General features: G+C 72.7%; 25 protein-coding genes. 13 read left to right on the top strand and 12 right to left on the bottom strand.

Annotated features, from left to right (window positions below; translation table 11 throughout):
• The first annotated feature begins 45 nt into the window (after positions 1-45).
• Both BXA10_RS13520 and BXA10_RS13525 read left to right on the top strand, forming a co-directional pair.
• Complete coding sequence (locus BXA10_RS13520) at positions 46-1,371, top strand: CobW family GTP-binding protein (protein WP_175649202.1); 1,326 nt, start codon at positions 46-48, stop codon at positions 1,369-1,371.
• On the top strand, positions 1,368-1,631 hold the full coding sequence (locus BXA10_RS13525; RefSeq protein WP_076470681.1) for a type B 50S ribosomal protein L31: 264 nt from the start codon (positions 1,368-1,370) through the stop codon (positions 1,629-1,631). The genes BXA10_RS13520 and BXA10_RS13525 overlap by 4 nt, the downstream gene beginning before the upstream one ends.
• A 79-nt stretch (positions 1,632-1,710) precedes the next feature.
• On the opposite strand, the gene BXA10_RS13530 is transcribed toward BXA10_RS13525, so the two are convergent.
• From BXA10_RS13530 to BXA10_RS13550, 5 genes are all read right to left on the bottom strand, one after another.
• On the bottom strand, positions 1,711-2,466 hold the full coding sequence (locus BXA10_RS13530; RefSeq protein WP_076470682.1) for an SRPBCC family protein: 756 nt from the start codon (positions 2,464-2,466) through the stop codon (positions 1,711-1,713).
• Between the two features lie 81 nt (positions 2,467-2,547).
• Positions 2,548-3,003, bottom strand: a complete 456-nt coding sequence (locus BXA10_RS13535; protein WP_076470683.1) for a DUF6069 family protein — start codon at positions 3,001-3,003, stop codon at positions 2,548-2,550.
• 1 nt (position 3,004) lies between these two features.
• Positions 3,005-3,613, bottom strand: a complete 609-nt coding sequence (locus BXA10_RS13540; protein ID WP_175649203.1) for an ArsR/SmtB family transcription factor — start codon at positions 3,611-3,613, stop codon at positions 3,005-3,007.
• 144 nt (positions 3,614-3,757) lie between these two features.
• Positions 3,758-4,423 carry a TetR/AcrR family transcriptional regulator gene (locus BXA10_RS13545; protein WP_084752706.1) on the bottom strand — a complete coding sequence of 222 codons (666 nt, stop codon included), beginning with the start codon at positions 4,421-4,423 and terminating at the stop codon, positions 3,758-3,760.
• 246 nt (positions 4,424-4,669) lie between these two features.
• Positions 4,670-5,674 (bottom strand): zinc-binding alcohol dehydrogenase family protein, encoded by a 1,005-nt coding sequence (locus BXA10_RS13550; RefSeq protein WP_076470684.1) that lies wholly within the window; start codon positions 5,672-5,674, stop codon positions 4,670-4,672.
• Between the two features lie 355 nt (positions 5,675-6,029).
• On the opposite strand from BXA10_RS13550, the gene ileS reads away from it, so the two are divergent.
• Entirely contained in the window at positions 6,030-9,152 is a 3,123-nt protein-coding gene (gene ileS, locus BXA10_RS13555) for an isoleucine--tRNA ligase (protein ID WP_076470685.1), read from the top strand.
• A gap of 49 nt (positions 9,153-9,201) precedes the next feature.
• On the opposite strand, the gene BXA10_RS13560 is transcribed toward ileS, so the two are convergent.
• Positions 9,202-12,543: an ATP-binding protein gene (locus BXA10_RS13560; RefSeq protein ID WP_076470686.1), complete on the bottom strand. Its 3,342-nt coding sequence runs from the start codon at positions 12,541-12,543 to the stop codon at positions 9,202-9,204.
• 146 nt (positions 12,544-12,689) lie between these two features.
• Between BXA10_RS13560 and BXA10_RS13565 the strand changes: the two genes are divergently transcribed.
• Complete coding sequence (locus BXA10_RS13565) at positions 12,690-13,562, top strand: alpha/beta fold hydrolase (RefSeq protein WP_076470687.1); 873 nt, start codon at positions 12,690-12,692, stop codon at positions 13,560-13,562.
• A 379-nt stretch (positions 13,563-13,941) separates the two neighbouring features.
• Entirely contained in the window at positions 13,942-14,310 is a 369-nt protein-coding gene (locus BXA10_RS32720) for a YciI family protein (protein WP_425436063.1), read from the top strand.
• Positions 14,311-14,741: 431 nt separating this feature from the next.
• Here the strand turns inward: BXA10_RS32720 and BXA10_RS13575 are convergent, their stop codons facing one another.
• Complete coding sequence (locus tag BXA10_RS13575) at positions 14,742-15,650, bottom strand: LLM class flavin-dependent oxidoreductase (protein WP_076470688.1); 909 nt, start codon at positions 15,648-15,650, stop codon at positions 14,742-14,744.
• The gene (locus tag BXA10_RS13580; protein WP_076470689.1) at positions 15,647-17,947 is read right to left on the bottom strand and encodes an LLM class flavin-dependent oxidoreductase; all 2,301 of its coding nucleotides are present in this window, start codon (positions 17,945-17,947) and stop codon (positions 15,647-15,649) included. Before BXA10_RS13580 ends, BXA10_RS13575 begins: the two co-directional genes overlap by 4 nt.
• Before the next feature lie 134 nt (positions 17,948-18,081).
• Between BXA10_RS13580 and BXA10_RS13585 the strand changes: the two genes are divergently transcribed.
• The 3 genes from BXA10_RS13585 to BXA10_RS13595 are packed head-to-tail and all read left to right on the top strand — an operon-like array spanning position 18,082 to position 20,385.
• Positions 18,082-18,591, top strand: a complete 510-nt coding sequence (locus tag BXA10_RS13585; RefSeq protein ID WP_076470841.1) for a MarR family winged helix-turn-helix transcriptional regulator — start codon at positions 18,082-18,084, stop codon at positions 18,589-18,591.
• 10 nt (positions 18,592-18,601) lie between these two features.
• Complete coding sequence (locus tag BXA10_RS13590) at positions 18,602-19,435, top strand: MEDS domain-containing protein (RefSeq protein WP_076470690.1); 834 nt, start codon at positions 18,602-18,604, stop codon at positions 19,433-19,435.
• Positions 19,432-20,385: a sensor histidine kinase gene (locus BXA10_RS13595; protein ID WP_076470691.1), complete on the top strand. Its 954-nt coding sequence runs from the start codon at positions 19,432-19,434 to the stop codon at positions 20,383-20,385. The genes BXA10_RS13590 and BXA10_RS13595 overlap by 4 nt, the downstream gene beginning before the upstream one ends.
• A 26-nt stretch (positions 20,386-20,411) precedes the next feature.
• Here the strand turns inward: BXA10_RS13595 and BXA10_RS13600 are convergent, their stop codons facing one another.
• The 3 genes from BXA10_RS13600 to BXA10_RS32430 all read right to left on the bottom strand — a co-directional run bounded on the left by BXA10_RS13600 (position 20,412) and on the right by BXA10_RS32430 (position 23,618).
• Positions 20,412-20,630, bottom strand: a complete 219-nt coding sequence (locus tag BXA10_RS13600; protein ID WP_076470692.1) for a hypothetical protein — start codon at positions 20,628-20,630, stop codon at positions 20,412-20,414.
• An 87-nt stretch (positions 20,631-20,717) separates the two neighbouring features.
• Entirely contained in the window at positions 20,718-21,176 is a 459-nt protein-coding gene (locus BXA10_RS13605) for a hypothetical protein (RefSeq protein ID WP_076470693.1), read from the bottom strand.
• Between the two features lie 3 nt (positions 21,177-21,179).
• The gene (locus tag BXA10_RS32430) at positions 21,180-23,618 is read right to left on the bottom strand and encodes a molybdopterin oxidoreductase family protein (RefSeq protein WP_076470694.1); all 2,439 of its coding nucleotides are present in this window, start codon (positions 23,616-23,618) and stop codon (positions 21,180-21,182) included.
• A 139-nt stretch (positions 23,619-23,757) separates the two neighbouring features.
• On the opposite strand from BXA10_RS32430, the gene BXA10_RS13615 reads away from it, so the two are divergent.
• Both BXA10_RS13615 and BXA10_RS31490 read left to right on the top strand, forming a co-directional pair.
• Entirely contained in the window at positions 23,758-24,282 is a 525-nt protein-coding gene (locus BXA10_RS13615; protein ID WP_076470695.1) for a DUF421 domain-containing protein, read from the top strand.
• 96 nt (positions 24,283-24,378) lie between these two features.
• Positions 24,379-24,537: a hypothetical protein gene (locus tag BXA10_RS31490; protein WP_175649204.1), complete on the top strand. Its 159-nt coding sequence runs from the start codon at positions 24,379-24,381 to the stop codon at positions 24,535-24,537.
• A 54-nt stretch (positions 24,538-24,591) separates the two neighbouring features.
• Here BXA10_RS31490 and BXA10_RS13620 read toward each other — a convergent pair whose 3' ends face one another.
• Positions 24,592-24,999, bottom strand: coding sequence for a four-helix bundle copper-binding protein (locus BXA10_RS13620; RefSeq protein ID WP_076470696.1), 408 nt, complete (start codon positions 24,997-24,999; stop codon positions 24,592-24,594).
• Positions 25,000-25,187: 188 nt separating this feature from the next.
• Here BXA10_RS13620 and BXA10_RS31495 point away from each other — a divergent pair, with 188 nt between their 5' ends.
• The 3 genes from BXA10_RS31495 to BXA10_RS13635 are packed head-to-tail and all read left to right on the top strand — an operon-like array spanning position 25,188 to position 26,409.
• On the top strand, positions 25,188-25,544 hold the full coding sequence (locus tag BXA10_RS31495; protein ID WP_175649205.1) for a hypothetical protein: 357 nt from the start codon (positions 25,188-25,190) through the stop codon (positions 25,542-25,544).
• The gene (locus BXA10_RS31500) at positions 25,541-26,044 is read left to right on the top strand and encodes a universal stress protein (RefSeq protein ID WP_076470698.1); all 504 of its coding nucleotides are present in this window, start codon (positions 25,541-25,543) and stop codon (positions 26,042-26,044) included. The genes BXA10_RS31495 and BXA10_RS31500 overlap by 4 nt, the downstream gene beginning before the upstream one ends.
• A 38-nt stretch (positions 26,045-26,082) precedes the next feature.
• Positions 26,083-26,409 carry an SAV_915 family protein gene (locus BXA10_RS13635; protein ID WP_217696769.1) on the top strand — a complete coding sequence of 109 codons (327 nt, stop codon included), beginning with the start codon at positions 26,083-26,085 and terminating at the stop codon, positions 26,407-26,409.
• Positions 26,410-26,432 lie beyond the last annotated feature (23 nt).

Raw genomic sequence — 26,432 nt, forward strand, 5'->3', positions numbered from 1 at the left:
GTGACCCTATAATGACAACCGTTTTCAACAAGCGACGAGAGGACCGTGATGTCGACGTCACCACTCGCGCCCGCCGGCACCGTGATCGGAGAGGCCGACCTCCGGCCGTCACTGACCGTGCTGAGCGGCTTCTGGCCGGCAACCACGTACGCCGTCGCCCGCGCCCTGCTCGCGGTGGACCCGTCGCTGCTGCTGGTGCGCCACGATCTCACCGAGGTACACACGGGCGCGGTGCAGCGCATCGTCCGCGACGGCAACGGCCTGCTGGAGGACGTACGCGTCGACCTCGCACACGGGTGCGTCTCCTGCACGCTCCGTGAAGACGTGCTGCCCACCCTGGCCCGGCTCACCCGCACCCACCCCGGCCGGGACCTGCTCCTGATGCTCCCCGAGGTGGTCGAGCCGGAGGCGGTCGCCGCAGCCTGCGCGCACTGCCTCGTCGACGGCGCGCCCGTCACCGACCTGCTGCGCATCGACTCGTACGTCACGGTGGTGGACGCCGAGCACCTGATCGACGGGCTGGCCACCACCGACGACCTCAAGGCCCTGGGCATCCACGCCGCCACCGACGACGACCGTGCCGTGGCCGACGTGGTCGTACGCCAGATCGAGTACGCGGACACCATCGTCCTCTGGGGAACGTCCCCCGGCGGGGAGTTCGACACCAGCCGACTGTCGGTGCTGCTGGACCGGATGGCCCCGTGGGCCACCCAGGTCCGGGTCGACGCGGACCTGGTCGACACCCACGCGCTCAGCCGCCGGCTACGCGGCACCCGGCGGCACCGGCCCGACACGCCAGGCGTACTGACCCGTGGCCTGGAGGGGTACCCGCTCGGTGCGCACGAGCCGCACCCGGACTGCGGGGTCGTCTCCGTGCTGTTCCGGACGCGCCGCCCGTTCCATCCCGAACGTCTGCACGACGCGCTGGAGGAGATCAACGGCGAGGCGATCCGGTCGCGGGGACACCTGTGGCTGGCCAGCCAGCCGGAGACCGTGATCGCCTGGGACTTCGCCGGCGGCGGACTCGGCCTGGGTTCGCTCGGACGCTGGCTCGCCGTCCTGCCGGATGAGCTCTGGGCCGACACGTCCGACCACCGGCGGCTCGCCGCCGCGCTGGACTGGGATCCCTACTACGGCGACCGCCACCAACATCTGGTCTTCATCGGCCTGGACCTGGCCGCCGCCGACCTGCACCGCACCCTCGCCGCGTGCCTGCTCACCGACGCCGAACTGGCCGACGGCGAGGAGGTCTGGCGCAGCTATCCCGACCCGTTCGCCGGCTGCTTCCCCCTCGTCACCCTCACCCCGGACGGCAGTCACGCTCCCGATCTGTCCGACAGTTCCGCCGACCCCGAAGGAGAGAGCGCATGAAGGGCGGCATCCACCCCGAGTACCGGCCGGTCGTCTACCGCGACCGCGCCGCCGACTTCGCCTTCCTCACCCGTTCCACCGCCACCAGCGACCAGACGATCGAGTGGACCGACGGCAACACCTATCCGGTCATCGACGTGCAGGTCTCCTCCGCGAGCCACCCGTTCTGGACCGGGAGACAGCGGCTCGTCGACAGCGCGGGACGGGTGGAGCGGTTCCGTGCACGCTACGCCCGGCACGGGGCGCAACGACCACGCTGAGGTCGGCCCGCACCGCGGCCGGGGCCGCCTCCCGAGCCGATTCGGGAGACGGCCCCGGCCGTCGACGTTCCAGAGGTCGTCAGGCGATCGGAAGTTTGTCGGCCCACGCCTGCCAGGCCTGCTCGGCCTGGGCCGGGTCCTGGTCGGCGTAGAGGTGATGGCCCAGCACCAGGACGTTGCCCCGGTCGGTGCCGGAGTGCAGGAAGCGGTAGAGGGCGTCGTCGGTGCGGACACCGACGTAGGTCGGCAGGCCTGCGAGGTCGACCACCCCGTCGATCGGCGGCAGCCCGTCGACGGTGAGCCGGACGCGCTGCCCCTCCTCGATCGGGCCGGCGATCCTGAAGGCCCCGGCCACCGCCGCCCAGACCTGGTCGGGCGTGCCGGCCTGAGGGCGGAACGCCGCGACCGGCGCTCCGGTCCGGCCGGGGAAATGGGCGAGGTACGCGGCCAGCGTGCCGAGGTACATGTCCCAACCGGCCTTCATCGCCTCGTACTCGGTCTCCCAGTTGTCGCCGAGCACCCCGCTCTGCACCAGCCGCAGCACGGTACTCCCCTGGTCACGCCCCTCGATGAGGTATTCCATGGCCAGGAAGCCGCCGTCCGGTCCGGGCGTGGTGCGGTTGGCGAACCGCTTGCCCGGCTCCCAGGCGATGACCGTCGCCTCCTCGGTGTGACCGGCCATGGTGAGGCTGCTCCGGCCGCCCTCGCGGGGCTCGACCTCGCTGCGTCCCATGAACCAGGAGTCGAGGCCGGGGCCGGTGGCGATCGCCTCCCAGACCTGATCCGGAGTGGCCGCCAGCTCGATGTCCTTCTGAAGCTCGAAGTGGTGTCCCATCACGGTGGACCTTTCGGTAGGTGTTCGGAATCGGGGTCGGAGGGTGCCGGCCGGCCACGGACGGCGCTGGCCGGGCAGGAGTCAGCGGTCGCCCGCCCGCTGGCGCAGCATCGGCAGCAGCGCCGCGGCCACCACGACGTGGAGCACACAGAGCATGACCCGGGTGTCCACCGTGGCCTGCTCGATGAAGACCGGGACGAAGGACGCCAGCAGCACGAGGCCGGCGAGTGCGCCCCAGACGGTCCGCGCGTGCCGGGTGAACCGCTCGAGCAGCGCCAGCGAGCCCCAGCCGAGCAACGCGAAGACCAGGCTGAACGCGGCGATCTCCGGCAGGATCAGCTGGTGCGACTGGGTCGCTCCCGGGTCGGTGAGGGTGAAGTCGGTGCCGGCGGCACGGCCGGCCAGGTAGAGCAGGCTGTTCGCGACCACCGCGCCGCCCACTCCCAGGGCGCGCTGACGGCGACGCCGAGTGGTGGCACTGACGGTACGGGTGGCCGGTCGGGTACGGACGGCGATCGGGCTGGTCGTGGCGGTCATGTCAGGACTCCTCGGATGCGTCGTTGCTGGTTGGGTCGGCGCTGGGGTGCAGGGCGAACACGACCCGGTGCTCGCGGCCACCGGGGGCGTTCTCGTCGTGGTAGCGGGCGACCAGTGCGCCGATCGTGGCCGCCAACTCTTCGGCGAACGCGGCCCGGTCGGTCGCCGAGGCGAACCGCACGTTGGCGTCGACGGCGAACGTCGCCACCCGCTTCTTCGCCCGGTCGGCACCGGTGATCAGTGAGCCGACGTCCTGTACGAGGCGGGCCGCGAGGGCGAGCAGCCACCGCGCCGACAACCGGTCCGGCGCCTCCGCCGGGTCGGGTCGCACCGCGGCCAGCGCGGCCGGCGAGATGACGTACGACGTGGCGGTCGCCTGCATGACCCGCTCGGTGACGTTGCCCTTGCGGCGCTCCTCCACCAGCTCGATCAGGCCGTGCTGCTCGAGCGCGCGGAGGTGGTAGTTGACCTTCTGGCGGGGCAGGCCGACCCGGGCGGCGAGCATCGTCGCCGAGGCCGGCTCGGCGAGGGCCGCCAGGAGCCGGGCCCGCATCGGGTCCAGCGACACCTCGGCCGCCGCCGCGTCCTCGATCACTGCGATGTCGAACATGCCTTGACTCTCTCACCGACAAGTTTTCTTGTCAAGACAAATCGCATTGTCGGTGGGCGGCACAAAGAAAGCGACCCCCGTACGCGCCCTCGAAGGGGCACCGCACGGGGGTCGCCTCACGTTCCGCGGCTCGGCGACCCGCGGTCAGCCGACCGGCGGCTCCTGCCCGGCGGGACGCCGGTAGACGCCGTACCACCAGGTGTTCGCCAGCTCGAGGGCGGCGGCCTCGTCACCGCTGCCGTCGTCGGTGGCGACGTGGTCGGAGAGGAAGCGCTCGCCGCCGAGCACGATCAGACGGCTCGCGGCGGCGATGTCGACGTCCTGCGGCGCCCGCCCGGCCCGCTGCTCCTCCTCGAGCACCTGGACGGTACGCGTCAGAAACTGGTCGAGCCGCGCGCGCCAGAACCGGCGGACCGCCGGCTCGTAGCCGGACACCTCGTTGATCGCGGCGAGCACCCCGCTGTGCCGACGGTAGATGGCGATGATCTGCCGGAAGCCGCCCACCAGCGTGTCCAGCCCCACCGAGTCACCGGCCGACGCGCCCAGCTTTGCGGGCTCCCACTCCCCGGCGACCCCGAACGCGGCGTCGCTAAACGACTCGGCGAGCCGCAGCAGCAGTTGCGTCTTGTCGGCGAAGTGCATGTAGAAGGTCGATCTCGCGACGCCCGCCTCCTGGGCGATGCGCTGCACCCCGAGCTCCGTGAAGCTCTCCCCCTCCGCGAGCAGGCGCTCGGTGGTGGCGAGGATCCGCGACTCCACGGTGAGCCGCCGGTCGGCACCGCCGGAGCGTCGTCGCGTGATCGAAGGCATGACCAGATCCTATGCGTCCAGTCGCGACCGCCGGTCCACTCGCCCGGACATCCTGTTCGACAGGATGTCCGAACAAGCTTCCGCGCCGACCCGCCGAACCCCGCGCCGACGACCCGCCGAACACGCCTCGCGTTACATGCCCCCGCCGCGGCCCGCCGGAAACGCCCCGCGACGTGACCCGCCGACCGAGCGCCGGCCGTGGACCGCCGACGGCCGTCCACGGCCGGACCCGGCCGAGCCCGACGGTCAGAAGCCGGCGACGACCACCTTGCCGATGGTGGCGTAGGTTTCGACGAGTTCGTGCGCCCGGCGCAGATTCTCCGCATTGATCGGGCCGAGCCGCCGGGTCAGCGTGGTACGGAGCGAACCGGCTTCCACCAGGCGCGCCACCTCCTCCAGCAGCTCGTGCTGGCCGGGGTCGGTCGGCAGGAACAGCGGCCGGGTGAACATGAACTCCCAGTGCCAGGCGATGCTCTTCGCCTTCAACGGCAGCACGTCTAGTTCCTCTGGATCGTCGATCGCCGTGATCTGGCCGCCGGGGCGGACGATCTCCGCGTACCGCTCGACGTTGCCGGCCGTGAACGCGCTGATCAGGTAATCGACGCCGTCCGGAGCGACGGCGCGGACCGAGTCGACGAGGTCGTGATGGTCGACCACGTGGTGGGCACCGAGCTCGCCGACCCACTGCCGCGACTCGGGCCGCGAGGCCGTCCCGATCACGGTCAGGTCGGTCAACGCCCGCGCGAGCTGCACCGCCATCGACCCGACGCCACCGGCGCCGCCCACCACGAGCAGTGTTCCGGTAGCGCCCTTCGCCAACCGGAACCGATCGAACAACGTCTCCCACGCAGTGATCGTGGTGAGTGGTAGCGCCGCCGCCTCGGCGAAGTCGAGTGTTTTCGGCTTGTGCCCGACCACGCGCTCGTCGACGGTGTGGAACTGGGCGTTGGTGCCGGGCCGGCCGATCGAGCCCGCGTACCAGACCTCGTCGCCGACCGCGAACCTGCCGACCCGCTCACCCACGGCGACGACCACGCCGGCCGCGTCGTAGCCGAGCACCTTCAGCTCGCCGCCGGGATCGTTGCCGGCGCGCACCTTGACGTCCACCGGGTTGACCGACACCGCCTCGACGCGGACCAGCAGGTCGTGCGGTCCGGGCGTGGGCACCGGGATCTCGGCGTCCGTCAGACTCTCCGGATCGGTGATCGGCAGGCTCCTGCGGTAGCCCACCGCTCGCATCAGATCGTTCATGCCCTGGACGCTATCCAAGGCCGCAGCGCTTCGGCGCGATGCGCACCCGCCTCCAGGGGGTCAGCGGCATCGTGGTCGTGGGGCCACACCCGGCTGGGATAAGATGGCCACGGAAGGCGCAGATGGGGACGAGTACCGTCGCACGCAGCCAGCAGCGACCCGGGGATGGTGGAAGCCCGGGGGTGTGCGCGGCGGGAAGATCACCCCGGAGCCGTCGGAAGAAAGGCCGCGAGGCCGAGTAGACCCGACCGCACCCGAAACGAGAGGGCCGGACACCGGCCAAGGAGGGTGGTACCGCGGGGCCCCGGCCTCGTCCCTCCGGCGGAGCTTTCACACACGCGCCGACGGAGGAGCGATGTACCGCAGCGTACCGACGCAGGTCGATCTGCCCGACCTCGACCACCAGGTCCTGCATTTCTGGCACGCCAACAGCGTCTTCAAGCGCAGCCTGGAGCAGTCCGCGGGCCGGCCCGAGTGGGTCTTCTACGAGGGTCCGCCGACCGCCAACGGCATGCCCGGCGCCCACCACATCGAGGCGCGCGTCTTCAAGGACGTCTTCCCCCGCTACAAGACCATGAAGGGCTTCCACGTCGCCCGCAAGGCCGGCTGGGACTGCCACGGCCTGCCCGTCGAACTCGCCGTCGAACGGGAACTCGGCTTCTCCGGCAAGCAGGACATCGAGAAGTTCGGCATCGCCGAGTTCAACGCCCGCTGCCGCGAGTCGGTGACCCGGCACACCGACGCGTTCGCCGAACTGACCGAGCGCATGGGCTACTGGGTCGACATGGACGACGCGTACCGGACCATGGACCCGGAGTACATCGAGTCCGTCTGGTGGTCGTTGAAGCAGATCTTCGACAAGGGCCTGCTGGTCGAGGACTTCCGGGTCGCCCCGTGGTGCCCGCGCGACGAGACCGGCCTCTCCGACCACGAGCTCGCCCAGGGCTACGAGACGGTCGTCGACCCGTCGGTCTTCGTCCGGTTCCCGCTCACCTCGGGACCGCTGGCCGACCGGGCCGCCCTGCTGGTCTGGACGACCACCCCGTGGACGCTGCCGTCGAACGTCGCGGTGGCGGTCCACCCCGACGTGCGGTACGTGGTCGCCAGTGACGGCAACGAGCAGCTCGTGGTCGCCGAGCCGCTGCTGGCGTACGCGCTGGGCGACGGGTGGGAGCTCACCGGCGAGTCCTTCAAGGGCAAGGAGCTGGAGCGGTGGACCTACCGGCCGCCGTTCGACCTCGTCGAGGTGCCCGACGCGCACTACGTCGTCCTCGCGTCGTACGTGACCACGGACAGCGGCACCGGCCTCGTCCACCAGGCGCCGGCGTTCGGCGCGGACGACCTGGCCACCGCCCGGACGTACGGGCTGCCGATGGTGAACCCGATGCAGTCGAACGGCCGCTTCGAACCGGAGATCCCACTCGTCGGCGGAAGGTTCTTCAAGGAGGCCGACCGGCCCCTGATCGAGGACCTCCAGCTGCGGGGGCTGCTCTTCAAGAACGTCCCGTACGAGCACACCTACCCGCACTGCTGGCGCTGCCACACCGCGCTGATCTACTACGCCCAGCCGTCCTGGTACGTACGGACCACCGCCGTGCGCGACGCGCTGCTGCGGGAGAACGAGCGGACCACCTGGCACCCCGGCACGGTCAAGCACGGCCGCTACGGCGACTGGCTCAACAACAACGTCGACTGGGCGCTCTCCCGGCGGCGCTACTGGGGCACCCCGCTGCCCATCTGGCGCTGCCCCGACGACCATCTGACCTGCGTGGGCTCGCTGACCGAACTCAGCGAGCTGACCGGCACGGACGTGACCGGGCTCGACCCGCACCGGCCGTTCATCGACGACGTCACCTTCGCCTGCCACTGCGGCAAGACCGCCCACCGGGTCCCCGATGTCATCGACGCCTGGTACGACTCCGGGTCGATGCCGTTCGCCCAGTTCGGCTACCCGTACCGGAACAAGGAGCTCTTCGAGCAGCAGTTCCCGGCGCAGTTCATCTCCGAGGCGATCGACCAGACCCGTGGCTGGTTCTACACCCTGATGGCCATCGGCACGCTGGTGTTCGACCGTTCCCCGTACGAGACGGTGGTCTGCCTGGGCCACATCCTCGCCGAGGACGGCCGCAAGATGTCCAAGCACCTGGGCAACATCCTTGAGCCGATCCCGCTGCTGGAGCAGCACGGCGCAGACGCGGTGCGCTGGTTCATGGCCGCCGTCGGCTCGCCCTGGTCCGCCCGGCGGGTCGGGCACACCGCCCTCCAGGAGGTCGTCCGCAAGACCCTGCTGACCTACTGGAACACGGTCGCCTTCCAGTCGCTCTACGGCCGCACCGCCGGATGGACCCCGTCGGCCGCGGACCCGGCGCCGGCCGACCGGCCGGTACTCGACCGGTGGCTGCTGTCCGAACTGAACACGCTGGTCCAGCAGGTCGACGCCGCGATGGCCGATTTCGACACCCACCAGGCCGGCCGGCTGCTCGCCACGTTCGTGGACGACATGTCGAACTGGTACGTGCGGCGCAGCCGGCGGCGCTTCTGGCGGGGTGACCGGGCGGCGCTCGCCACCCTGCACGAGGCGTTGACCACTGTCACCCTGTTGCTCGCACCGCTGACCCCGTTCATCACCGAGAAGGTCTGGCAGGACATGGTCACGGCGGTGGACCCGGAGGCGCCGCAGTCGGTCCACCTCGCGCCGTACCCGGTCGCCGACGAGTCGCTGATCGATCCGTCGCTGTCCCGGCAGATGGCGCTCGCCCGGCGGCTGGTCGAGCTGGGCCGGGCGGCCCGCGCCGACTCCGGCATGAAGGTCCGGCAGCCGCTGTCGCGGGCGCTGGCCTCGGCGGGCGGCTTCGAGGAACTCTCGCCGGAGCTGCTGGCGGAGATCGCCGCCGAACTCAACATCGGGTCTGTCGACCCGGTCGGTGGGGCCGGCGGGTCGCTCGTGGACACCACCGCGAAGGCCAACTTCCGGACGCTGGGCAAGCGGTTCGGCAAGACGGTGCAGCAGGTGGCCAAGGCGATCGCGGCGGCCGACGCGGCCGCGCTGAAGGAGTCGCTGCGCGACACCGGCTCGGCGACCGTCCAGGTCGGTGAGGAGACGGTGACGCTCGGCCCGGACGAGGTGGTCGTCACCGAGACCCCGCGGGAGGGTTGGGCGGTGGCCAGCGACGCGGGCGCGACGCTGGCGCTCGACCTGCACCTCACTGCGGAGCTACGCCGGGCCGGCGTGGCCCGCGACGCGATCCGGCAGATCCAGGAGGCGCGCAAGACCAGCGGCCTGGAGGTGACCGACCGGATCGAGCTGCGCTACCGCGCGGACCGGGAGGAGACCGCACTGGCCCTGCGCGAGCACCGTGACCTGGTGGCCGAGGAGGTGCTGGCGACCGACTGCGCCGAGGGCGAGCCGTCCTGGGCGGACGCGTCGCCGTTCACCGACGAGTCGCTGGGCCTGACCTTCTGGCTCCGGAAGTCCTGAATCGAGGCGGGCTACCCCGGGCCACCGCGGCCCGGGGTACCCCGGCCCGTCACGAGGCCGCCGCGAGGCGTGCGGCGAGGGCAGTCGCAGTCCGGTCGTGCGCATTGGCCTCCTCGTCCCGGCCGAGCGCGGTGGCCAGTTCGGCCAGGTGCCAGGCCACCGGGCCGAGGCTCAGCACGCCGCTGCCCGCGCCGCCCAGCTCGGCCGCGGCGGGCAGCAGCTCGGTGTACGCGTACCGCATCGCCGGCTCGTCGCCGACGGCGAGCGCGGCCCGGGCGGTGAGGCAGAGCCGGGCCTCCCGGAGCAGGTCGTACGGCGATTCGGGCAGCGCGCGCAGCGCGGCGACGGCCTCGTCGCGGCGGCCGGCGCCGGCCAGCCCCAGCGCCCGCACCCACGGCTCGTACGGACCCAGGTCCGTCCCGTCGTCGGGCACCTGCACCGGCGCGCTCGGAGAGCTGTCGACCAGTCGCAACGACAGCAGCGCTAGCGGCAGCAGACCCTGCGCCATGCCGGGCATTCCGGCTGCGGGGGTCCGGGCCGCCGCCCGCCGGTAGGCGACCGCCGCCTCGGCAGTACGCCCCAGCAGGGCGAGGCGCAGCGCTTCGTACCACCCGGTGAAGACGCCCACCAGGGGCAGGTCGTGCCGGGCGGCGAGCCGGTCGGCGGCGGCCGCGGCCGTGTCGGCGGCGTCGAGATCGGCCAGCGCGCAGCTCGCCTGCAGCACGACGAGGTGGCCGAGCACCTCGAAGGTCACCAGGTCGTGCCGGGCCGCCAGGTCGGCCAGTTCCGCGCCGAGGCGCGCGCGGTCGGGGGCGAGGCCGGTCCGCTCGAAGGTCTGCATGAAGCGGGCGTTGAGCGCGAACGCCAGCAACGCCGGTCGACGTAACCGCCGCGCGATCGTCTCCGCCTCGACGGCTGCTTGGCGCCCGCGGTCGCCGGTGGTCCCCCGCAGTTCCAGGGCGAGCGTACTGAGCAGGCGACTGCGCAGCTCCGGGTCATCCGGGCCGACCACGGCCAGGGTCCGGTCGGCGGCCACCACGATCCGGTGCGAGAGCTCCTCGTCGTCGTTGCGGGTCCACACCGCGGGCACGTCGAAGGCGGTGAGCACGGCCGCGACCAGAGTGGGGTCGTCGAGCGTCTCGGCCGTGCCGATCGCCTCGGCCCGGTAGCGCCGGGTGCGGTCCAGGTGCCCGGTCACGGCCAACGCCCGGCCGAGGCCCATCACCGCGGTCAGCCGCCCGCGCACGTCACCGTCGCCCGCCCGGTCGTGGGCGTCGACCGCCTGCTGCCACAACCGGGCCGCCTGGTGCGGGTGGGCGCGGTGTTCGGCCTGCTCGGCGGCGGCCCGGGCGTAACGGGCCGCACGTGCGGCGGTGGCCCGGGTGCCAGCCCGGCCGAAGTGATGGGCGAGGGTCACCACGTCGTCGGGGTGCAACCGCTCGATCGCCTCACCGGCAGCGGTGTGCCAGTGGGCCCGCCGCGGCGCGGACAGGTCACCGTAGAGCGTGTCCCGGACCAGGACGTGCGTGAACCGCAGCTCGCCGTCCTCCTCGGTGAGGAACCCGGCGGCCAACGCCCGGTCCAGCGCGTCGAGCAGCGTCGCGTCGCCGTCCGTGAGCGCGGCCAGCACCTCCGGATCGACGTCCCGGCCGAGGACCGCGGCCTGTCGCAGCACGTCCTGCGTCGCGGCGGGAAGCCTGCTGAGCCGGTGCCGGATGACGTCCCGCACTCCGGCCGGCACCCGCTCCAGCGCGGCGTCTCCCTCCGCCTCGAGAAGCCGGGCCAGCTCCCGTACGAAGAACGGGTTGCCGCCACTACGACGGTGGATCGACCGGACGGCGGCTCCGTCCAGGTCCCGCCCGAGCACGGCCCGGGCGAGCTCGCCGGTCGCCGGTTCGGCGAGCCCGCCCAGGTAGACGCGGAGGGGTTCGATCCGGGCGAACCGGGCCAGTGCCGTGGTCAGCTCCGGCGTGATCTCGCTGGCCCGGTAGGTGCCCACCACCAGCACCGGGCCGGCGACGGGCTCGGGTTCGGTGAGCAGCGCGGAGAGCAGATCGAGGGTGCCCTCGTCCGCCCGATGCAGGTCGTCCAGCACGAGCAGCACCGGCCCGTGGCGTACGACCGCGGCGAGCTGCGCCGCGGCCGCCCGGTGCAGGCGGAACCGGGCCACGGCCGGATCGCTTCCGGCGCCTTCGGAGAGCTCCGCCTCGGCGGCGGGCGCTCCGGTTCCGGTCGCCGCGGCCAGTTGGTCGGCGATCTGGCGCCACGGCCAGGCCACCGGGGCACCGTCGTACTCGGGGCTGCGGCCCCACGCCGTGACCCAGCCACTCGAAGCCAGCTCGCCGGTGAGCGCCTCGGCGAGCGCCGACTTGCCGGTGCCCGCGTCCCCGGAAACCAGGGCGAGGACCGGTGACGCCTCCCGGGTGACCCGTTCGGCCGCCTGCCGCACGCGGGCCAGTTCCTCGTCCCGCCCGACGAGCGGGTGCCGTCCCACGGCGCCGACCGGCCCGCCGGGCGCCCGGGCGGTGACGCGCGCGCCGGGGGCGGCCGGGGCGGCGAGGTGCGAGGCCGGGGCGGTGAGGCGCGCGGCGGGGGCGGCCGGGGCGGTGAGGTGCGGCGCCTGGGCGAGGATGTCGGTCTCCAGCTGCCGCAGCCGGGGGCCGGGGTCGACGCCGAGCCGCGCCACCAGCGTCTCCCGCGCGCGGCGCAGCGCGGCCAGCGCGTCTCCCTGCCGGTCCGCGCGGTACAGGGCGAGGGCCAGCAGCCGCCAGGCGTCCTCACGCAGTGGCTGGTCGGCGACGTGCGCTCGCAGGTCGGAGGCGGCCTCGGCGGCGCGGCCGGCGGACAGCAGCGACTCGGCCCGCCGCTCGACGGCCAGCAACCGCAGTTCGTCCAGCCGGTCGATCTCGGCGCGGGCCCAGCTCCGGTCGGCGTACTCGGCGTAGGCGGGGCCGCGCCACAGGGCGAGCGCGTCGTCGAGGCGGGCCAGCGCCGCGACGGGCTCACCAGCGGTGAGCAACTCCGCCGACTCGCTGACCGCGGCCTCGAACCGCCAGGCGTCCACGGCGTCCGGTGCCGGATGCAACGCGTACCCGGGCGGCACGGTCACCAGCAGGCGGGGCGGCCGGCGCGGCGGCCGGTCGGGCTCCAGGGCGCGGCGCAGGTCGGCGACGAAGGTCCGCAGCGCGGCCACCGCACCGACCGGTGGTTCCTCCCACAGGGCGTCGACCAGCCGGTCGACCGGCACCACCCGCCCTCGGGCGACAAGCAGCCGGGCCAGCACGGCGCGCTGGCGGGCACCGCGGAGCGGCACCGCGCCCCGGGCGTCGTCGGCCCGTACCGCCCCGAGCACGCCGAACGTCACCGCGGGCCGGTCCGGCTGGCTGGTCATGGCACCCAATCTAGGCAGGCCTGCCGGACCGCACGCCACTCATCCGACGCTGATCGGTTACTGATCACCCGGGCGCAGGCTCGACGCGTAACGCCGGGCGTGGCCTCACGGCCCGGCCCGGAACCTCCGGCACCGAAGGGTTCTACGTGGAGATCAAGGGCTTCGACTACCAGCGCGTCACCGTCGCCGACGGCGTGACGCTCCAGGCGGCCGTGGGCGGAACGGGCAGCCCGGTCGTCCTGCTGCACGGATTTCCGCAGACCCACCTCATGTGGCGGCACGTCGCCGCCGACCTGGCCGCGGACCACACGGTGATCTGCCCCGACCTGCGCGGCTACGGCGCCAGCGACAAGCCCGCCGACACCGACGGCGAGCGGTACGCCAAGCGGACGATGGCCGCCGACGTCGTGGCGCTCGCCCGGGCACTGGGGCACGACCGGTTCGCCCTGGCCGGCCACGACCGGGGTGCGCTGGTCGCCGTCCGGGCCGGTCTCGACCACCCGGACGCGGTCACCCACCTCGCTGCGCTCGACGTGCTACCCACCCTCGACATGTGGGACGTCCTGCACGGCACCACCGCCGCCGTCGGCTTCCACCTGTATCTCATGGCCCAGCCGCCCGGGCTGCCCGAGCAGCTGATCAGCGGAAGCCCGGACGCCTTCTTCGGGCACTTCCTGGACATCTGGACCCGCGATCCGGAGGCGATCCCCGCCGACGTGCGGGCCGCGTACCTGGTGGCGTCCCGGGCGGCGGTCACCTCGATCGTGGCCGACTATCGGGCGTCGGCCGGGGTGGATGTCACGCACGACCGGGCCGACCGGGCCGCCGGGAACCAGCTCCGGATGCCGGTGACCGTCCTCCAGCAGGACTGGGGCGCGGCCCTCGGTTACGACGCGGCGCAGCTGTGGCGGTCGTGGGCGCCGGACCTGGTGCACCGCACGGTCTCCTGCGGTCACTTCATGGCGGAGGAGGCGCCGGCCGAGGTCGTCGCGGCGCTGCGCGCGCTGCTAGCCCGGTAAGCGCCGGCCACCCTGCGGCTCACGGTCGGCGGGCGCGGGCCGGCCCGCGTCGACTCGACCGCTGCTGGTTACGTAACGTCACGCCGCAAGCTCTGGCCGGTACCCTCCTCGACCCCTTTGCTCTGCACCCCTATACGCACCGGGCACTCTGCGTCACAGCCAACTCCACGCCAACCTGGAGCCTCTCCCTCATTTCAGCAGCTCAGCGCGGTGGCGCGTCGGTGGGTGCAGAGCAAAGCGTCGAGCGGGGGGTGGGGCCGAGTCCCTCGCGCAGCGACGCTCCGTTATCTCGCTCAGAGTGACGGAGCTGTTCATACGGCGGGGCTACAGCGACACCGGCCGAGAATTCAGCGACACGGTCGAGAATTCTCTGTGGGGCGTGTCGATTCGCACTGGTCCCGTTCGTCGTCGGAACGTAAGGCAGCCGGAGAGACGACAGGAGTCGAAGCACGTCACCGACAGCGGCGAGCGGGCCGTCACCGACGGGCCGTTCGCCGAGTCGCGGGAGGTGCTCGGCGGCTACTACGTCATCGACGTGCCCGATCTCGACGTCGCCGTGGACTGGGCCGGCTGCTCGCCGCCCTGGTGCACCGGCCGGTCGACGGCGTACCGGGCCGGCCCGGCGCCTGGCTGCTCACCACCGCCCGCCGCCGGGCCGTCGACCGGCTCCGCCGCGACCAGGCGTACGCCGCCCGCCTGGCACTCGTCGCGGCCGAGGCGGAGCGGGCCGACGCGACCGCCCCGGTGAGCGGCGACGACGGCCTCCCCGACGAGCGGCTGCGGCTCTTCTTCACCTGCGCCGCCGCCGCGCTGCACGACGAGGCCGCCGACGAGGCGTCCACCGACTGGCCGCAGGTGGTGGCGCTCTACGACCTGCTCCTGGCGTTGACACCGTCGCCGGTGGTGGCGCTGAACCGGGCCGTGGCGGTCGCGATGCGGGACGGCCCGGAAGCCTGCCTCGCGCTGCTGGACGAACTGGCCGACGAGGCACAGCTGCGCGGCTACCACCCCTACCCTGCCGCCCGGGCCGGGCTGCTGCACCGGATCGGCCGGCACGCGGAGGCGGCCGCCGCCTACCGGGAGGCGCTCGCCCCGGCCGGCACCGAGCCGGAGCGGAAGCACCTGCGCGGCCGCTCGCCGTCGTCGAGGCGACCGACGGGTGAGTCCGACGTGGTTCCGTCAGCGCCCGGCGCGGGCACGCTCCTCCGCGACCAGCTGCCGGGTGGCCGGGGCGACCTCGGCGGCGAAGAGCTCGATCGTGGCCGGATCGTCGGCCATCAGGATGAAGGCGCTCACCCCGTACTCCAGGGTCAGGCCGGCGAGGTCCTCCGCCCACTGCTCCGGCGGGCCGTTGAGCAGCGACCGGCCGGTGGGCGCGAACTCGCCGGAGATGTTGAGCAGCCGCCGGATCTGCGTCGGTTCGCGGCCCGCGGCCGCGGCGGCCTCGTCGATCCGCTCGTTCATGGCCACCAGGTCGGCCGGGCCACCCTGGAAGTACGGCAGTGACGGCAGCCAGCCGTCGGCCACCCGCCCGACCAGGCGCAGCATCCGCGGCTTGTACGCGCCTATCCACACGTTCACGTCGTGCGCCGGGGCGGGTCCCCGCTTGGCACCGTTGACCTGGTAGTACTCGCCGTCGACGCGTACGCCGCCCGGCTTCTCGGCCGCCCAGACCTCACGGATGATCTGGATCGCCTCCTCCAGCGCGGTGATCGCCTGGCCGGGGCTCAGCCGCCGGCCGCCCATCGCCTCGATGGCGTCCCAGAACGCGCCCGCGCCGAGGCCCAGCTCGAACCGTCCACCGCTGAGCAGGTCCAGGCTGGCCGCGCTGCGTGCGGTCACCGCCGGCGGCCGCAGCGGCAGGTTGAGCACGTTGGCGCTGAGGTGGACGCGCTCGGTGCGCGCGGCCACGTAACTCAGCAGCGTCCAGGTGTCGAGGAACCGGGGCTGGTACGGGTGGTCCTGGAAGGTGACCAGGTCCAGCCCGGCGCGGTCGGCGACCACGGCCAGGTCGACGGCCTGCCGGGCGGGTTGCACGGTGGGCGTGGTGAAGGTGCCGAACAGTAGATCGTGCCCGTAGTCGGTCATGGCGTCGTCCTCGATGCGGTGTCGGGTGTGATGGCGAAGTTGTCGCGGAAGAGGCCGTCCGGGTCGTAACGCTCCTTGAGCGTGCGCAGCCGGGCCAGCGTGCGGGGCGGGAACGCCTCGGCGAGACGCTCCGGCCGCAGGTCGGTCTCGAAGCTGAGGTAGGTGCCGCGCAGGTGCTCGGCGAGCAGGCCGTCCCAGAGCGCGTCGAGCCGGGCCCGGTGCCGCCCGAACGCGGTCACGTGGAAGTTGACGTTCCGGTGACTCCACGCCATCGCGTCCGGATCGATGTCGGCGACCGCGCCACCGATCGAGCGGATGTGGAAGAAGTAGACGACGCCGCTGGCCAGCAGGCGGGCGGCGGCCGCCGCGAACTCGGGGGTCAGGTGATCGATCAGGCCGGTGCGGGAGATCGGTTCCCCCTGGGCCTGGTGCGGTGCGTCGCTCGCGTTGGCCATCACCGAGGCGTACGGGGTGATGACGACCTGCTGGTCGTAGCCGGGCGCGACGTCGGCGACCGGCTGGAGCTGCGCCACGATCGTCGCCGGATCGTCGGAGTCGACCATCGCCATCACCTGCGCCACGGCCGGTTGGCCCAACCGGGGCGGGCCCATGATTATCGCGCTGGTCAGGTCGCGCGGCGCGGCCTCCACCGCGGCGCCCCAGCGGGTCAGGAGCCCGGCGGGGTCACCGGCGTCCAACGCGAACTGGGCCCAGCCGACCGGCCCGACCTCGTCCACCTCGAACTCGAAGGCGGTCACCACCCCGAAGTTGGCACCGGCGCCGCGTACCGCCCAGAAGAGGTCGGCGTTCTCGGTCTCGCTGGCCCGCACGACGCGGCCGTCGGCGAGCACCATCTCGACCGCGCGCAGGTGGTCGATGGTGAGCCCGTGCTTACGCGCCAGCCAGCCGACGCCACCGGCGGTGGCCAGCCCGCCCACACCGACTCCGCCGTAGTCGCCGGAGGTGAGCGCCCAGCCGTGCGGGGCCAGCGCCGCGGCGACGTCCATCCAACGCGCACCCGGGCCGATCCGGACCAGGCGGGCGTCCTCGTCGAGCACCTCGATGCCGTTGATCCCGCCGACGTCGATGACGATGCCGCCGTCGTTGGTCGACCGCCCGCTGATGCCGTGCCCGCCACTGCGGATCCCGAGCGGCAGGTGCCGGTGCGCCCGGGCGAAGTTGAGCGCGTCGGTCACCTCGGCCGGGGTGCGCGGGCGCAGGACGAGACCGGGCGCGCCGCCGCGCAGGTAGTTCGACTTCACCCTGGCGTAGTCGACGTCGCCGGGCTCCACGGCGCGGTCGGCCAGGGAGGCGGGCACCTCGTCGTACGCGATGCCCGGACGCCGCTTGGCGCGGACCGCGACGCCGCGCTGGGCGGTGCGGGGCAGCGGGGCGGGCAGTGCCCGGTCGGCCGCCTCCCGCAGTGCCGGCGCCACCTCCCGCGCGAACCGCTCCATCGTCGCCACGTCGTCGGTCGTCAGGATGATCGTTCCGACGCCATTCTCGACGACCAGTGGCAGCAGATCCTCGACCCAGCCGGCGGCCGGCCCGTTCAGGAAGCCCTGCCGGGTGGCGGAGAAGCGTCCGGAGACGTTCAGCAGCCGGCGGATCTCGGCCGGGTCACGCCCTGCCGCCCCGGCCGCCTCGTCGATGATCTTGTTGCTGGTCCGGACGGCGTCCGGGTCGGCCGGATCGAGCGTGGCGAGCCACCCGTCGGCCTTCGCGCCGACCAGCCGCAGCAACCGGGGGTCGGTTCCACCGAGCCAGATCGGGATGTGATGGGCCGGCAGCGGGCCGCGCGGCGCGCCGTCGAGGCGGTGGTGCTCGCCGTCGTAGCGGACCGGGTCCGGGTCGCCGGCGTCCAGCACGGCCCGGACGACGTCGATCGACTCGCCGAGCGCGTCGACCGCAGCACGCGGGTCGAGCCGGGCGCCGCCCCTGGCCGCGACGGCCGCCAGACCGTCGGGGTCGCGGCTGCCGGTACCGAGGGCGAGTTCCAGCCGGCCGCCGGAGAGAAGGTCCAGGCTGGCGGCGGAGCGGGCGATCACGGCCGGGGACCGCAACGGGACGGTGAGCGCGTTCGCGGCGAGGTGGATCCGGTCGGTCCGCCCGGCGACCCAGGCGAGCAGCGTCCACGTGTCCAGGTGGGCCGGCTGGTCGGGATCGTCGGCGAAGGTGACCAGGTCGTAACCGAGTGCCTCGCTGCGGCGGGCGAGCGCCACCGGGGTATCGGGCGACGCGTTCACCGGCGTGACGAGCGTGCCGAACTCGAGGCGGTGACCGTAGTTACCTGACACGATTGTCTCCCAAAGGTTGATGCGTCAACCAGACTACGGCGCGGGTCGCCGACGTGCGTGTGATCCCGGTCATCTCCGGGCGGCCCGGCCACACGCTCGGGGCGGGCCGCCTGAACGCGAATTACGCTGGTCGGATGGGCGGATCCGGTAACCGGCTCGACGGGCGCGAATACCAGGTCTGGCGTGCCTTCCACCGGATGCACGACCAGCTCTCGCTCGCTCTGAACCAGCACCTTCAGCGGGACGCGGGCATCTCCGAACCCGACTTCCAGGTGCTCGCCGCGCTGGCCGAGGCGCCGCGGCAGGCGCTGCGATCCCGCGAGCTCCGCGAGGAGCTCCAGTGGGAGAAGAGCCGGCTCGCCCACCAGATCCGCCGGATGGAGCAGCGCGGCCTGGTCGTCCGGGACGAATGCCTCGAGGACGGCCGGGCGGCCACGGTCCGGATCACCGACGCCGGCCTGACCAGCGTCCGCGCCGCCGCGCAGGCGCACGCGGCCATGGTGCGTGAACTGTTCTTCGACGCGCTCACCCCGACGCAGCTCGACGCCTTCGACGAGGCCGGCGCGGCGGTGATCGAGCGACTGCGCAGCGCTGCCCCGTCGAGGCGCCGCGACCGGGCGAGTGGGCCTAAACTGCCGGCATGAGGCGCCGAACGTGACCAGTGAGAGGACGCCTTCGACGCCGTACGGGCACGTCTGCTGGGTCTACGACGACCCGGCCGCACTCGACCGGGCGGCCCAGCGGTTCCTCACCGCCGGGCTCGCCGCCGGCGAACGGCTCTGGTACGTCGCCGCCGGCCGGGCGGAGCCGGTCGTCGCGAGACTCTCCGCCGCACCGGCGCTGCGCGACGCGCTGGCCCACGGATCGCTCGAGGTGGTGTCGCTGGGCGACACCTACCGCACCGGCGCCGTCGTGGACGGCCCGGCCCAGGTGCGAGCGTACGCGGCGGCCACCGAGGACGCGCTCGCCGGCGGTCACCGCGGGCTGCGGGTGGTCGCCGAGGCCACGCCGCTGGTCCGCACCCCGGCGCAGCTCGACGCCTTCAGCCGCTACGAGCACCTGATCGACCGGTACATGCGCGACCGGCCCTTCCGCGCGATGTGCGCGTACGACCGGCGGGAGGTCGGCGGCCGTGCCGCAACCGAACTGGCCTGCCTGCACCCGGAAACGAACGCCGCCGAGACCCCGTTCCAGCTGTACGCCCACGACGCGGCCGGCCACCGGGTCGGGCTGACCGGTGAGCTGGACGAGAGCACCGAGGACCTCTTCGGCACCGCCCTGGAGCGGGCCGATCTGCGACCGGTGGACGGCCGGCTGGTGCTGGAGGCGTCCCGGCTGCGCTTCGTCGACCACCGGGCGCTACTGCGACTGCGCGAGTACGCCCGCCAGCGTGACGCCGCCGTGGTGCTGCGCTCCCCGCGGGCCGCCGCGGCACGCCTCACCGCCCTGCTCGACCTGCCCGGCCTCACGGTGGAGGTGGCCCGATGAGAACGGGCGCCGCCGCCGACCACCACGGCTACTTCCACGAGGCGGTCCGCTACGACTCCGACGAGGAAATGCTCGCCGTCGCGGTGCCGTTCCTGCTCGGCGGGGTCGCGGCGGGCGAACCGACGTTCGTCGCCCTCGGCGAGCGCACCGGAGGGCTGGTCCGGGCCGCTCTGCCCGCCGGGTCGGGCGTCGAGTTCCTCACCGGCGGCAGCGTCTACGCCCGGCCCACGGCCGCGATCCGGTCCTACCGGCAGCTGCTGGCCGACCAGGTGGCCGCCGGGGCGGGCCAGATCCGGATCATCGGCGAGCTGCCGCAGATCGTATTCGGGGCCACCTGGGACTGGTGGGCCCGGTACGAGTCGGCGATCAACCACGCGTACGACGACTTCCCACTCTGGAGCATGTGCGCGTACGACAACCGGATCACGCCGCCGCACGTGCTCGACGAGGTGGCTCGCACCCACCCCCGGTTCGCGACCCCCGGCGACGTGCACCTGCCCAGTCCCACATACACCGAGCCGACGGTCTACCTGCGCGAGAAGTGCGCCGCGCCGGCCGACCCGCTCCAGGCCGCTCCGCCGCTGATCGAGCTGACCGATCCCACGGCGGCGCAGGCGCGCGCGGCCGTGCAGGCGGTCGACCGTCGCGTACTGCCGCCGGACGACGTGGACGACCTGATCGTCGCGGTGAGTGAAACCGTCACCAACGCGTTGCGACACGGACGCCCGCCGGTCCGGCTACGCCTCTGGGCCGGCCCGGACCGGATCGTGGCGGCCGTCAGCGACGACGGAGACGGTCCGAAGGACCCGTTCGCCGGCCTGCTCCCGGCGGGCAACGGCGCGACCGGCGGCCTCGGGCTGTGGATCACCTACCAGTCCTGCAACCACGTCAGCCTGCACCGCGGCCCGGCCGGCTTCACGCTCCGGCTCACCGCAGGCAACCCGCACTGACCCGGCGTGACCGGGCCGGCACCCGATCAGTGGGGCAGCTCGCGCCAGGCCGGGTGGTTGCCGCGCCAGGCGTCGGCCAGGATGGTGGCCGCGGCCCGACTGGGGCATTCCTGCACCCGGGAACGGCCGGATTCACCACCGATCTGAGCCTGGACCTCCCAGCGCTGCCCATCGGTGCGGATGTACACGTCCCGGCGCCCGCGCACGGTCCGGTCACCGTTCCACCAGTGCTGCTCGACAATCACACCGCTGACGCTATAGCAACACGCCCGCCGGTGTTAAGCCGCGGCCCGAGGGTCGTCGTCGCCCGGCCCGACGGACGGGCGGCGGGGTCAGTCGGCCACCACGAGCGCCTGTGGAGCGGCCTGCTTCATCCGGCTACGTAGCCACTTGAGCTGCATGGCGGTCCCGCCCTCGCAGCGCTGGACGACCGCGAGCAGGTCCCGGTCCCGGGCGCCGTACGCGGCCTGCCCCACCACCGTCCAGCAGATGTCGCACTCGGCGGCCATCAGGTAGAGGTCCTGCAGGTCGCGTAGCAGCCCGATCCCGCCGGTACGGGCACCCCCGAACAGGTTCGAGTGCAGCCGGTCCGGCTCGGCGGGTGCCTCCTCGGCGTACCGGGCGGCGAACGGTTGCAGCAGCTCGGCGTACTCGTCGCAGCGCTCCGCCTGCTGATGGCAGAGGTGGAAGACGTCCGGCTCGTCCCGGTGTGAGGCACCAACCTGCCGGAGCGCGTCCGCCAGGTTGACCTGGGCCCGGTGCAGCAGGCCGAGATAGTGCGCGAGGTGCATGGCTCACTCCCCTCCCGCGCGGCTGTTCGCCTCGGCCGCCGGCCCACCCACCGTCGCCGGAACGCCGGCCACGGCGGGCGCGCTGCCGCCCACGGTCGGCGCCGGCGCCGGGACGCCTCCGCCGTCGGCGAGCCGGGTCACGGCTACTGCGGCGACCTTGAAGAGCGGCTGTTTGGAGACCGGATCCCAGGCGGTGATGGTCAGCTCGTTGGCGGCCCGCGGCGTACGGTCGGCCGGGTCCTGGTCGAACCAGCCGTAGTGGAACGGCAGGAAGACCACACCGGGACGGATGCCACTGAGCCGCGCCCGGGCCTGCACGGCACCGCGGGGCGAGGCGATACCGACCAGGTCGCCCTCGGCGATGCCGAGACGTCCCGCGTCGGCCGGGTTGAGCTCCACCCAGACATCGGGTGCGGCGGAGTTCAACTGCGGCGCGCGACCGGTCTTCGTACGGGTGTGGAACTGGTAGACGGTGCGGCCGGTGGTGAGCAGCATCGGGTGCTCCTCGTCGGGCACCTCCGGCGACGGGCGGTACTCGACCGCGTGCAGGAACGCCCGTCCGCCCGGCTGCTTCGCCCGGTACTCGTCGGCGAGGAACTCCGCGCCGGTGTCCAGGTCCTGACCGTAGGTCTCGCACACCGCTGGGTCGGTGGGGAACACCGCGTCGGCGTAGAGCCGTTCCGTGCCGTCCGGGTTGGCGTCGTTGCACGGCCACTGGATGCCGCTGCCGCCGCGCAGCCGGTCGTAGGTGAGACCGGTGTAGTCGCACGGGCGGCCCCGCGAGCACTCCTGCCACGCCTCGAACGCCTCCTCCGGCGTGGTCCACTTGACGAGCGGCCGACCGTCCAGGTCACGAAAGTCCATGCGCCGCGCGTAGTCCAGGAAGATGTCCAGGTCCGCGCGGGCCTCGCCGGGCGGGTCGACCGCCTTCTCGCTGAGGTGCACCGTCCGGTCCACATTGGTGAAGGTGCCGGTCTTCTCACCCCAGGTGGCGGCGGGCAGCACGACGTCGGCGAGCTCCGCCGTCTCGGTCAGGAAGAGGTCCTGCACCACCACGAACAGCTCGGGCTGCCGCAGAATGCGCCGGATGCGGGACAGGTCGGGCAGCGAGACGGCCGGGTTGGTGGCGCTGATCCAGAGCAGCTTGACGGAGCCCTGCTCGGCATACCGGAAGATCTGCATGGCGTGCGTCGGCGGCGCCCAGTGCGGGATGACCTCGGGCTCGACGTTCCACAACCGGGCCAGCTCGGCGATGTGTTCCGGGTTGTCCCAGTTGCGCAGGCCGGGCAGGTCACCGTCCGCGCCGGTCTCCCGGGTGTTCTGTGCGGTCGGCTGGCCGTTCATCTGGTAGATCCCGGCACCCGGACGGCCGATCATTCCCCGGATCAGATGCAGGTTGTTGACCTGGCAGGAGGCCGCGGTGGCCTGGTTGGACTGGTAGAAGCCCTGCAGCACGGTGGAGAGCAGGCGCTGCGAGCCGCCGAGGAGTTCGGCGGCGCGGCGCACGTCGGCGGCGGGTATGTCGCAGATGTCCGCGACCAACTCCGGTGGGTAGCCGTCGACCGTGCGGCACAGCTCGTCGAAGCCCAGGGTGTGCGCGTCCACGTACGCCTCGTCGTACCAGCCGTGCTGGATGACCTCCCGCAGCAGGCCGTTCAGCAGCGCCATGTTGGTGCCGTTGCGGATCGGGAGATGCAGGTCCGCCTCGCGGGTCACTGCGGTGGAACGCGGGTCGACGGCGAGCAGCGCCGGCGGGTTGGGGCCGCGCCGGCGGTCCAGCATCCGCATCCAGAGCACCGTCTGGGTCTCCGCCACGTTGTGGCCCCAGATCGCGATCGCGTCGCAGTGGTCCACGTCCGCGTACGAGCCGGGCTGCCCGTCCGCCCCGAACGTCGCCTTCAGCGCCGCCGCGGCGGTCGCCGTACAGAGCCGGGTGTTGCCGTCCATGTGGGGCGTGCCGAGGCCCGCCTTCCCGATGACGCCCAGCGTGTAGTACTCCTCGAGGAAGAGCTGCCCGGACGTGTAGAAGCCGAAGTGGCCCCACCCGCCGGGCCCCTCGAGCAGCTCCTTCGACCGGGCGACGATCCGCCCCATGGCGGTGTCCCAGTCGGTCTCCACCAGCCGGCCACCCTCGCGGACGAGCGGGCGGGTCAGCCGGTCGGGGCTGTTGTTGGCCTGCCAACCGTAGAGATCCTTCGGATCGACCCGCCCCCGGTTGACCCGGTCCACCGCCCGGCCGCGAACGCCCACGATCCGGCCGTCCCGCACCGCGATGTCGAGTGCGTCGCCGTTGGAGTGGAGTATCGATGCCGACTGGACCCATCGGTCCACGTCCTCCGCGTTCAGGTCACCGTCGAGGAAGGTGTCCACCCGTACCGGCCATTCCTGTCCCGACCCGTACGGGGTCCGGGGACCCCACGGGTCGGCGATCCGGTCGACCACGGTCCGCTCCCTTCACCGCCGCTGCTCCGATCCTCACACCTGCCCAGTTCGAAACGGTCGAAACGACAATCCGGTGCCGATTCCGCCGACGCCGGACCATGGCGAGGAATGGCGCCGTGGCGTCCGGGTAGGCGTACCCGTGACCGACTGGGGCCGGCTGTTCGTTCCGAGCACGCCACTGCTGGAGACGGTCATCCGTGGCAGCGTGATGTACCTGGTGCTGTTCGGGCTGCTCCGGGTCATCCTCAAGCGGGAGAGCGGCACCACCGGCGTCACCGACCTGCTGGTCATCGTACTGCTCGCCGACGCCGCGCAGAACGGCATGTCGGGCAACTACACGTCCATCACCGACGGCGTGCTGCTGGTCGCGGTGATCATCGGCTGGTCGTACCTGCTGGACGCAATCGCCTACGGCTGGCCGGCGGCGGCCCGGGTGATCCGGCCCAGCTCACTGGTCCTGGTACGAAACGGGCAGATCCTGCACCGGAACATGCGCCGGGAACTGATCTCGCACGAGGAGCTTCACCAACTGCTGCGCGAACAGGGCGTCGACGACATCTCGAAGGTGCGGGAGGCGCGGATCGAGTCCGACGGGCAGATCAGCGTCACCACCGACCACAAGATCGACCAGCGGAACCGGCGGCGCAGACGCCAGGCGCCCTGATCGCGGGCCGGTTTGCGCTCTCCGACGCCGGGAAATCGTGCGGTTGCCCTGGCGTGGGGCCACGCCTCGCGCCCGTCGCAACAGATGGAGGCTGAGATGACCGGCCGAGAGCAACTGCACGAAATGCGCCAGCAGGCCCACAAGATGGGCATCGAGGGCAACTCCAAGATGACGGAGAGCCAGCTCAAGGACGCCATGAAGATGGCCGGCAAGGGCATGAAGCCGCAGGAGGCCAAGCAGAAGGCCAAGGGCTGACACGTCATCCCGCCGGCCGCCCGGGTGTCACCCTGGGCGGCCGGCGGTCGTACGTCAGCTGATCGTGGCCAGCAGGTCCCGGCAAACCTGCTCGCACTCCCGGCAGACCTCCGCGCAGATCCGGCAGTGCTCGTGCATGGCGGCGTGCCGGGCGCACTCGTCGCCACAGGCTCGGCAGGCCGTCACGCACGCCTCCAAGATGCTCCGCGTCAAGTTCGCGTCGTAGCCGGTGTGCCGGGACAGCACCCGCGCGGTGGTGGTGCAGACGTCCGCGCAGTCCAGGTCGGTCCGCGCACACTTGGCCAGTTCGGCCACCGCCTCCTCGCTCAGACAGGCGTCGGCGCACGCCGTGCAGGCCTGAGCACACGAGTTGATCGTGTCGATCACCGCGGCGAGCTTCGCGCGGTCCAGGTTGATCGACTTCGGGTACGCCTCAAGCATCTGCCTCGTCACGCTGACCATGGTCGAACTCCTCCGGGTTGCCGGACGCGCCTTCCGACCGGCCGTACCCCCGCCCGCGGCGTCCATACCCCGGGGCCGGAAGACCCGCCTCGCCCAGTCGTGAAGGTCGCGTCAAGAAACGCGCCGTTCACCGTCAAATCGGCGTACAGACGCCGGTGCTGGTGACGAATGGCGCTCACGATGGCGACATGACCTCACGATGGTCGAGGCGCCAGGATCGCGAGCCGGTGTCGGTGGACGTCCCGCCGGTCGACGAGCCCGAACGGCGACACGAGGCGCTGGTCGGCGTGCGGCTGACCGCCGCCACCCCCGGCAGCCATCTGCTGGAGTACCTGCGGACCGAGCCGTGCGCGGTGGCCGCCTGGTGGATCGCGGCGGACCTCGACGCCGTCGTACGACTCTCCGCCGGCAGCCTCACCGTGCTGCACCGCGCCGTGGCGGACCTGCGCCGGCGAGGTGGCGCGGAGGTCATCGTCACGCTCAGCATCCTGCGCCCACTCGATCTCTCGGACACCACTGCGACGAGGCTGGCGGCAACGGCATGAACCGGCCCGCCACCACCCGACGCGTCGTCGTCGGGGTCGACCGGTCCTTCTGCGGTCTGCAGGCCCTGCGGGCCGCCATACGCCTGGCCCATCGGGAGAACGCGTGTCTGCACGCGGTACGTGCCTGGGCCTACGCGCCGGTCTGGCGGCCGGGCACCATGCCCTGGCTCTGGCAGGACGATCTGGCCCGCGCGGCCCGCGCGTACGTGCGGGAGGCGTTCGACGCGGCGCTGGGCGGCGTGCCTCGGGACGTCCCGGTACGGATCATCGCCGAGCAGGGGTACGCCGGCCAGGTGCTGGTCGACCACGCCTGCCGGGAGAGCGACCTCCTCGTCGTGGGCAGCCCCCCGCGCGGTCGCTTCGGGATGGGCGGCGGACATGTGACCCGCTACTGCGTCAGCCGCGCGAGCGTGCCCGTGGTGGCGGTACCCGCGCCGGACTGGGCCCGCGCCGAGGAGATCCGTCGCTTCGGTCGCGACCTCGAACGATTCACCCCGTGACCGGCCACCTGCGGGTCGCAAGAACGAGAGGCACCACCATGGATGAGGTTCCGGATACCTACGTCGTTCCGGTACGCACCACGCCGGGACGGCAGGCGCTCATCGTGCGGACCGGCCGGCTACCCCAGGGGCAGCGGGTCGGTCTCGCGTTCACCGACCCGGAACGACTCATCCGCGCGATGGGCGCGGACCAGCCGTGGACCCGGCTCTGCGAATCGGCCCTGCGCTCCATGCTGAGGCCGCTCGGCATCGACCGGATCCAGGTCGATCCGCTCCTGGTAGCGCCACCGGTACGCCCGGAGGCGCCTGGTGCGCCCATTCCGCAGCAGCCCACCGCCGCACTGGCGGCAGCTCGACAGGAGTGACCCGATCGACTCGGGTTGCCTGA

It is taken from the genome of Micromonospora avicenniae, from assembly GCF_900156065.1.
GTDB classification, from domain to species: domain Bacteria; phylum Actinomycetota; class Actinomycetes; order Mycobacteriales; family Micromonosporaceae; genus Micromonospora; species Micromonospora avicenniae.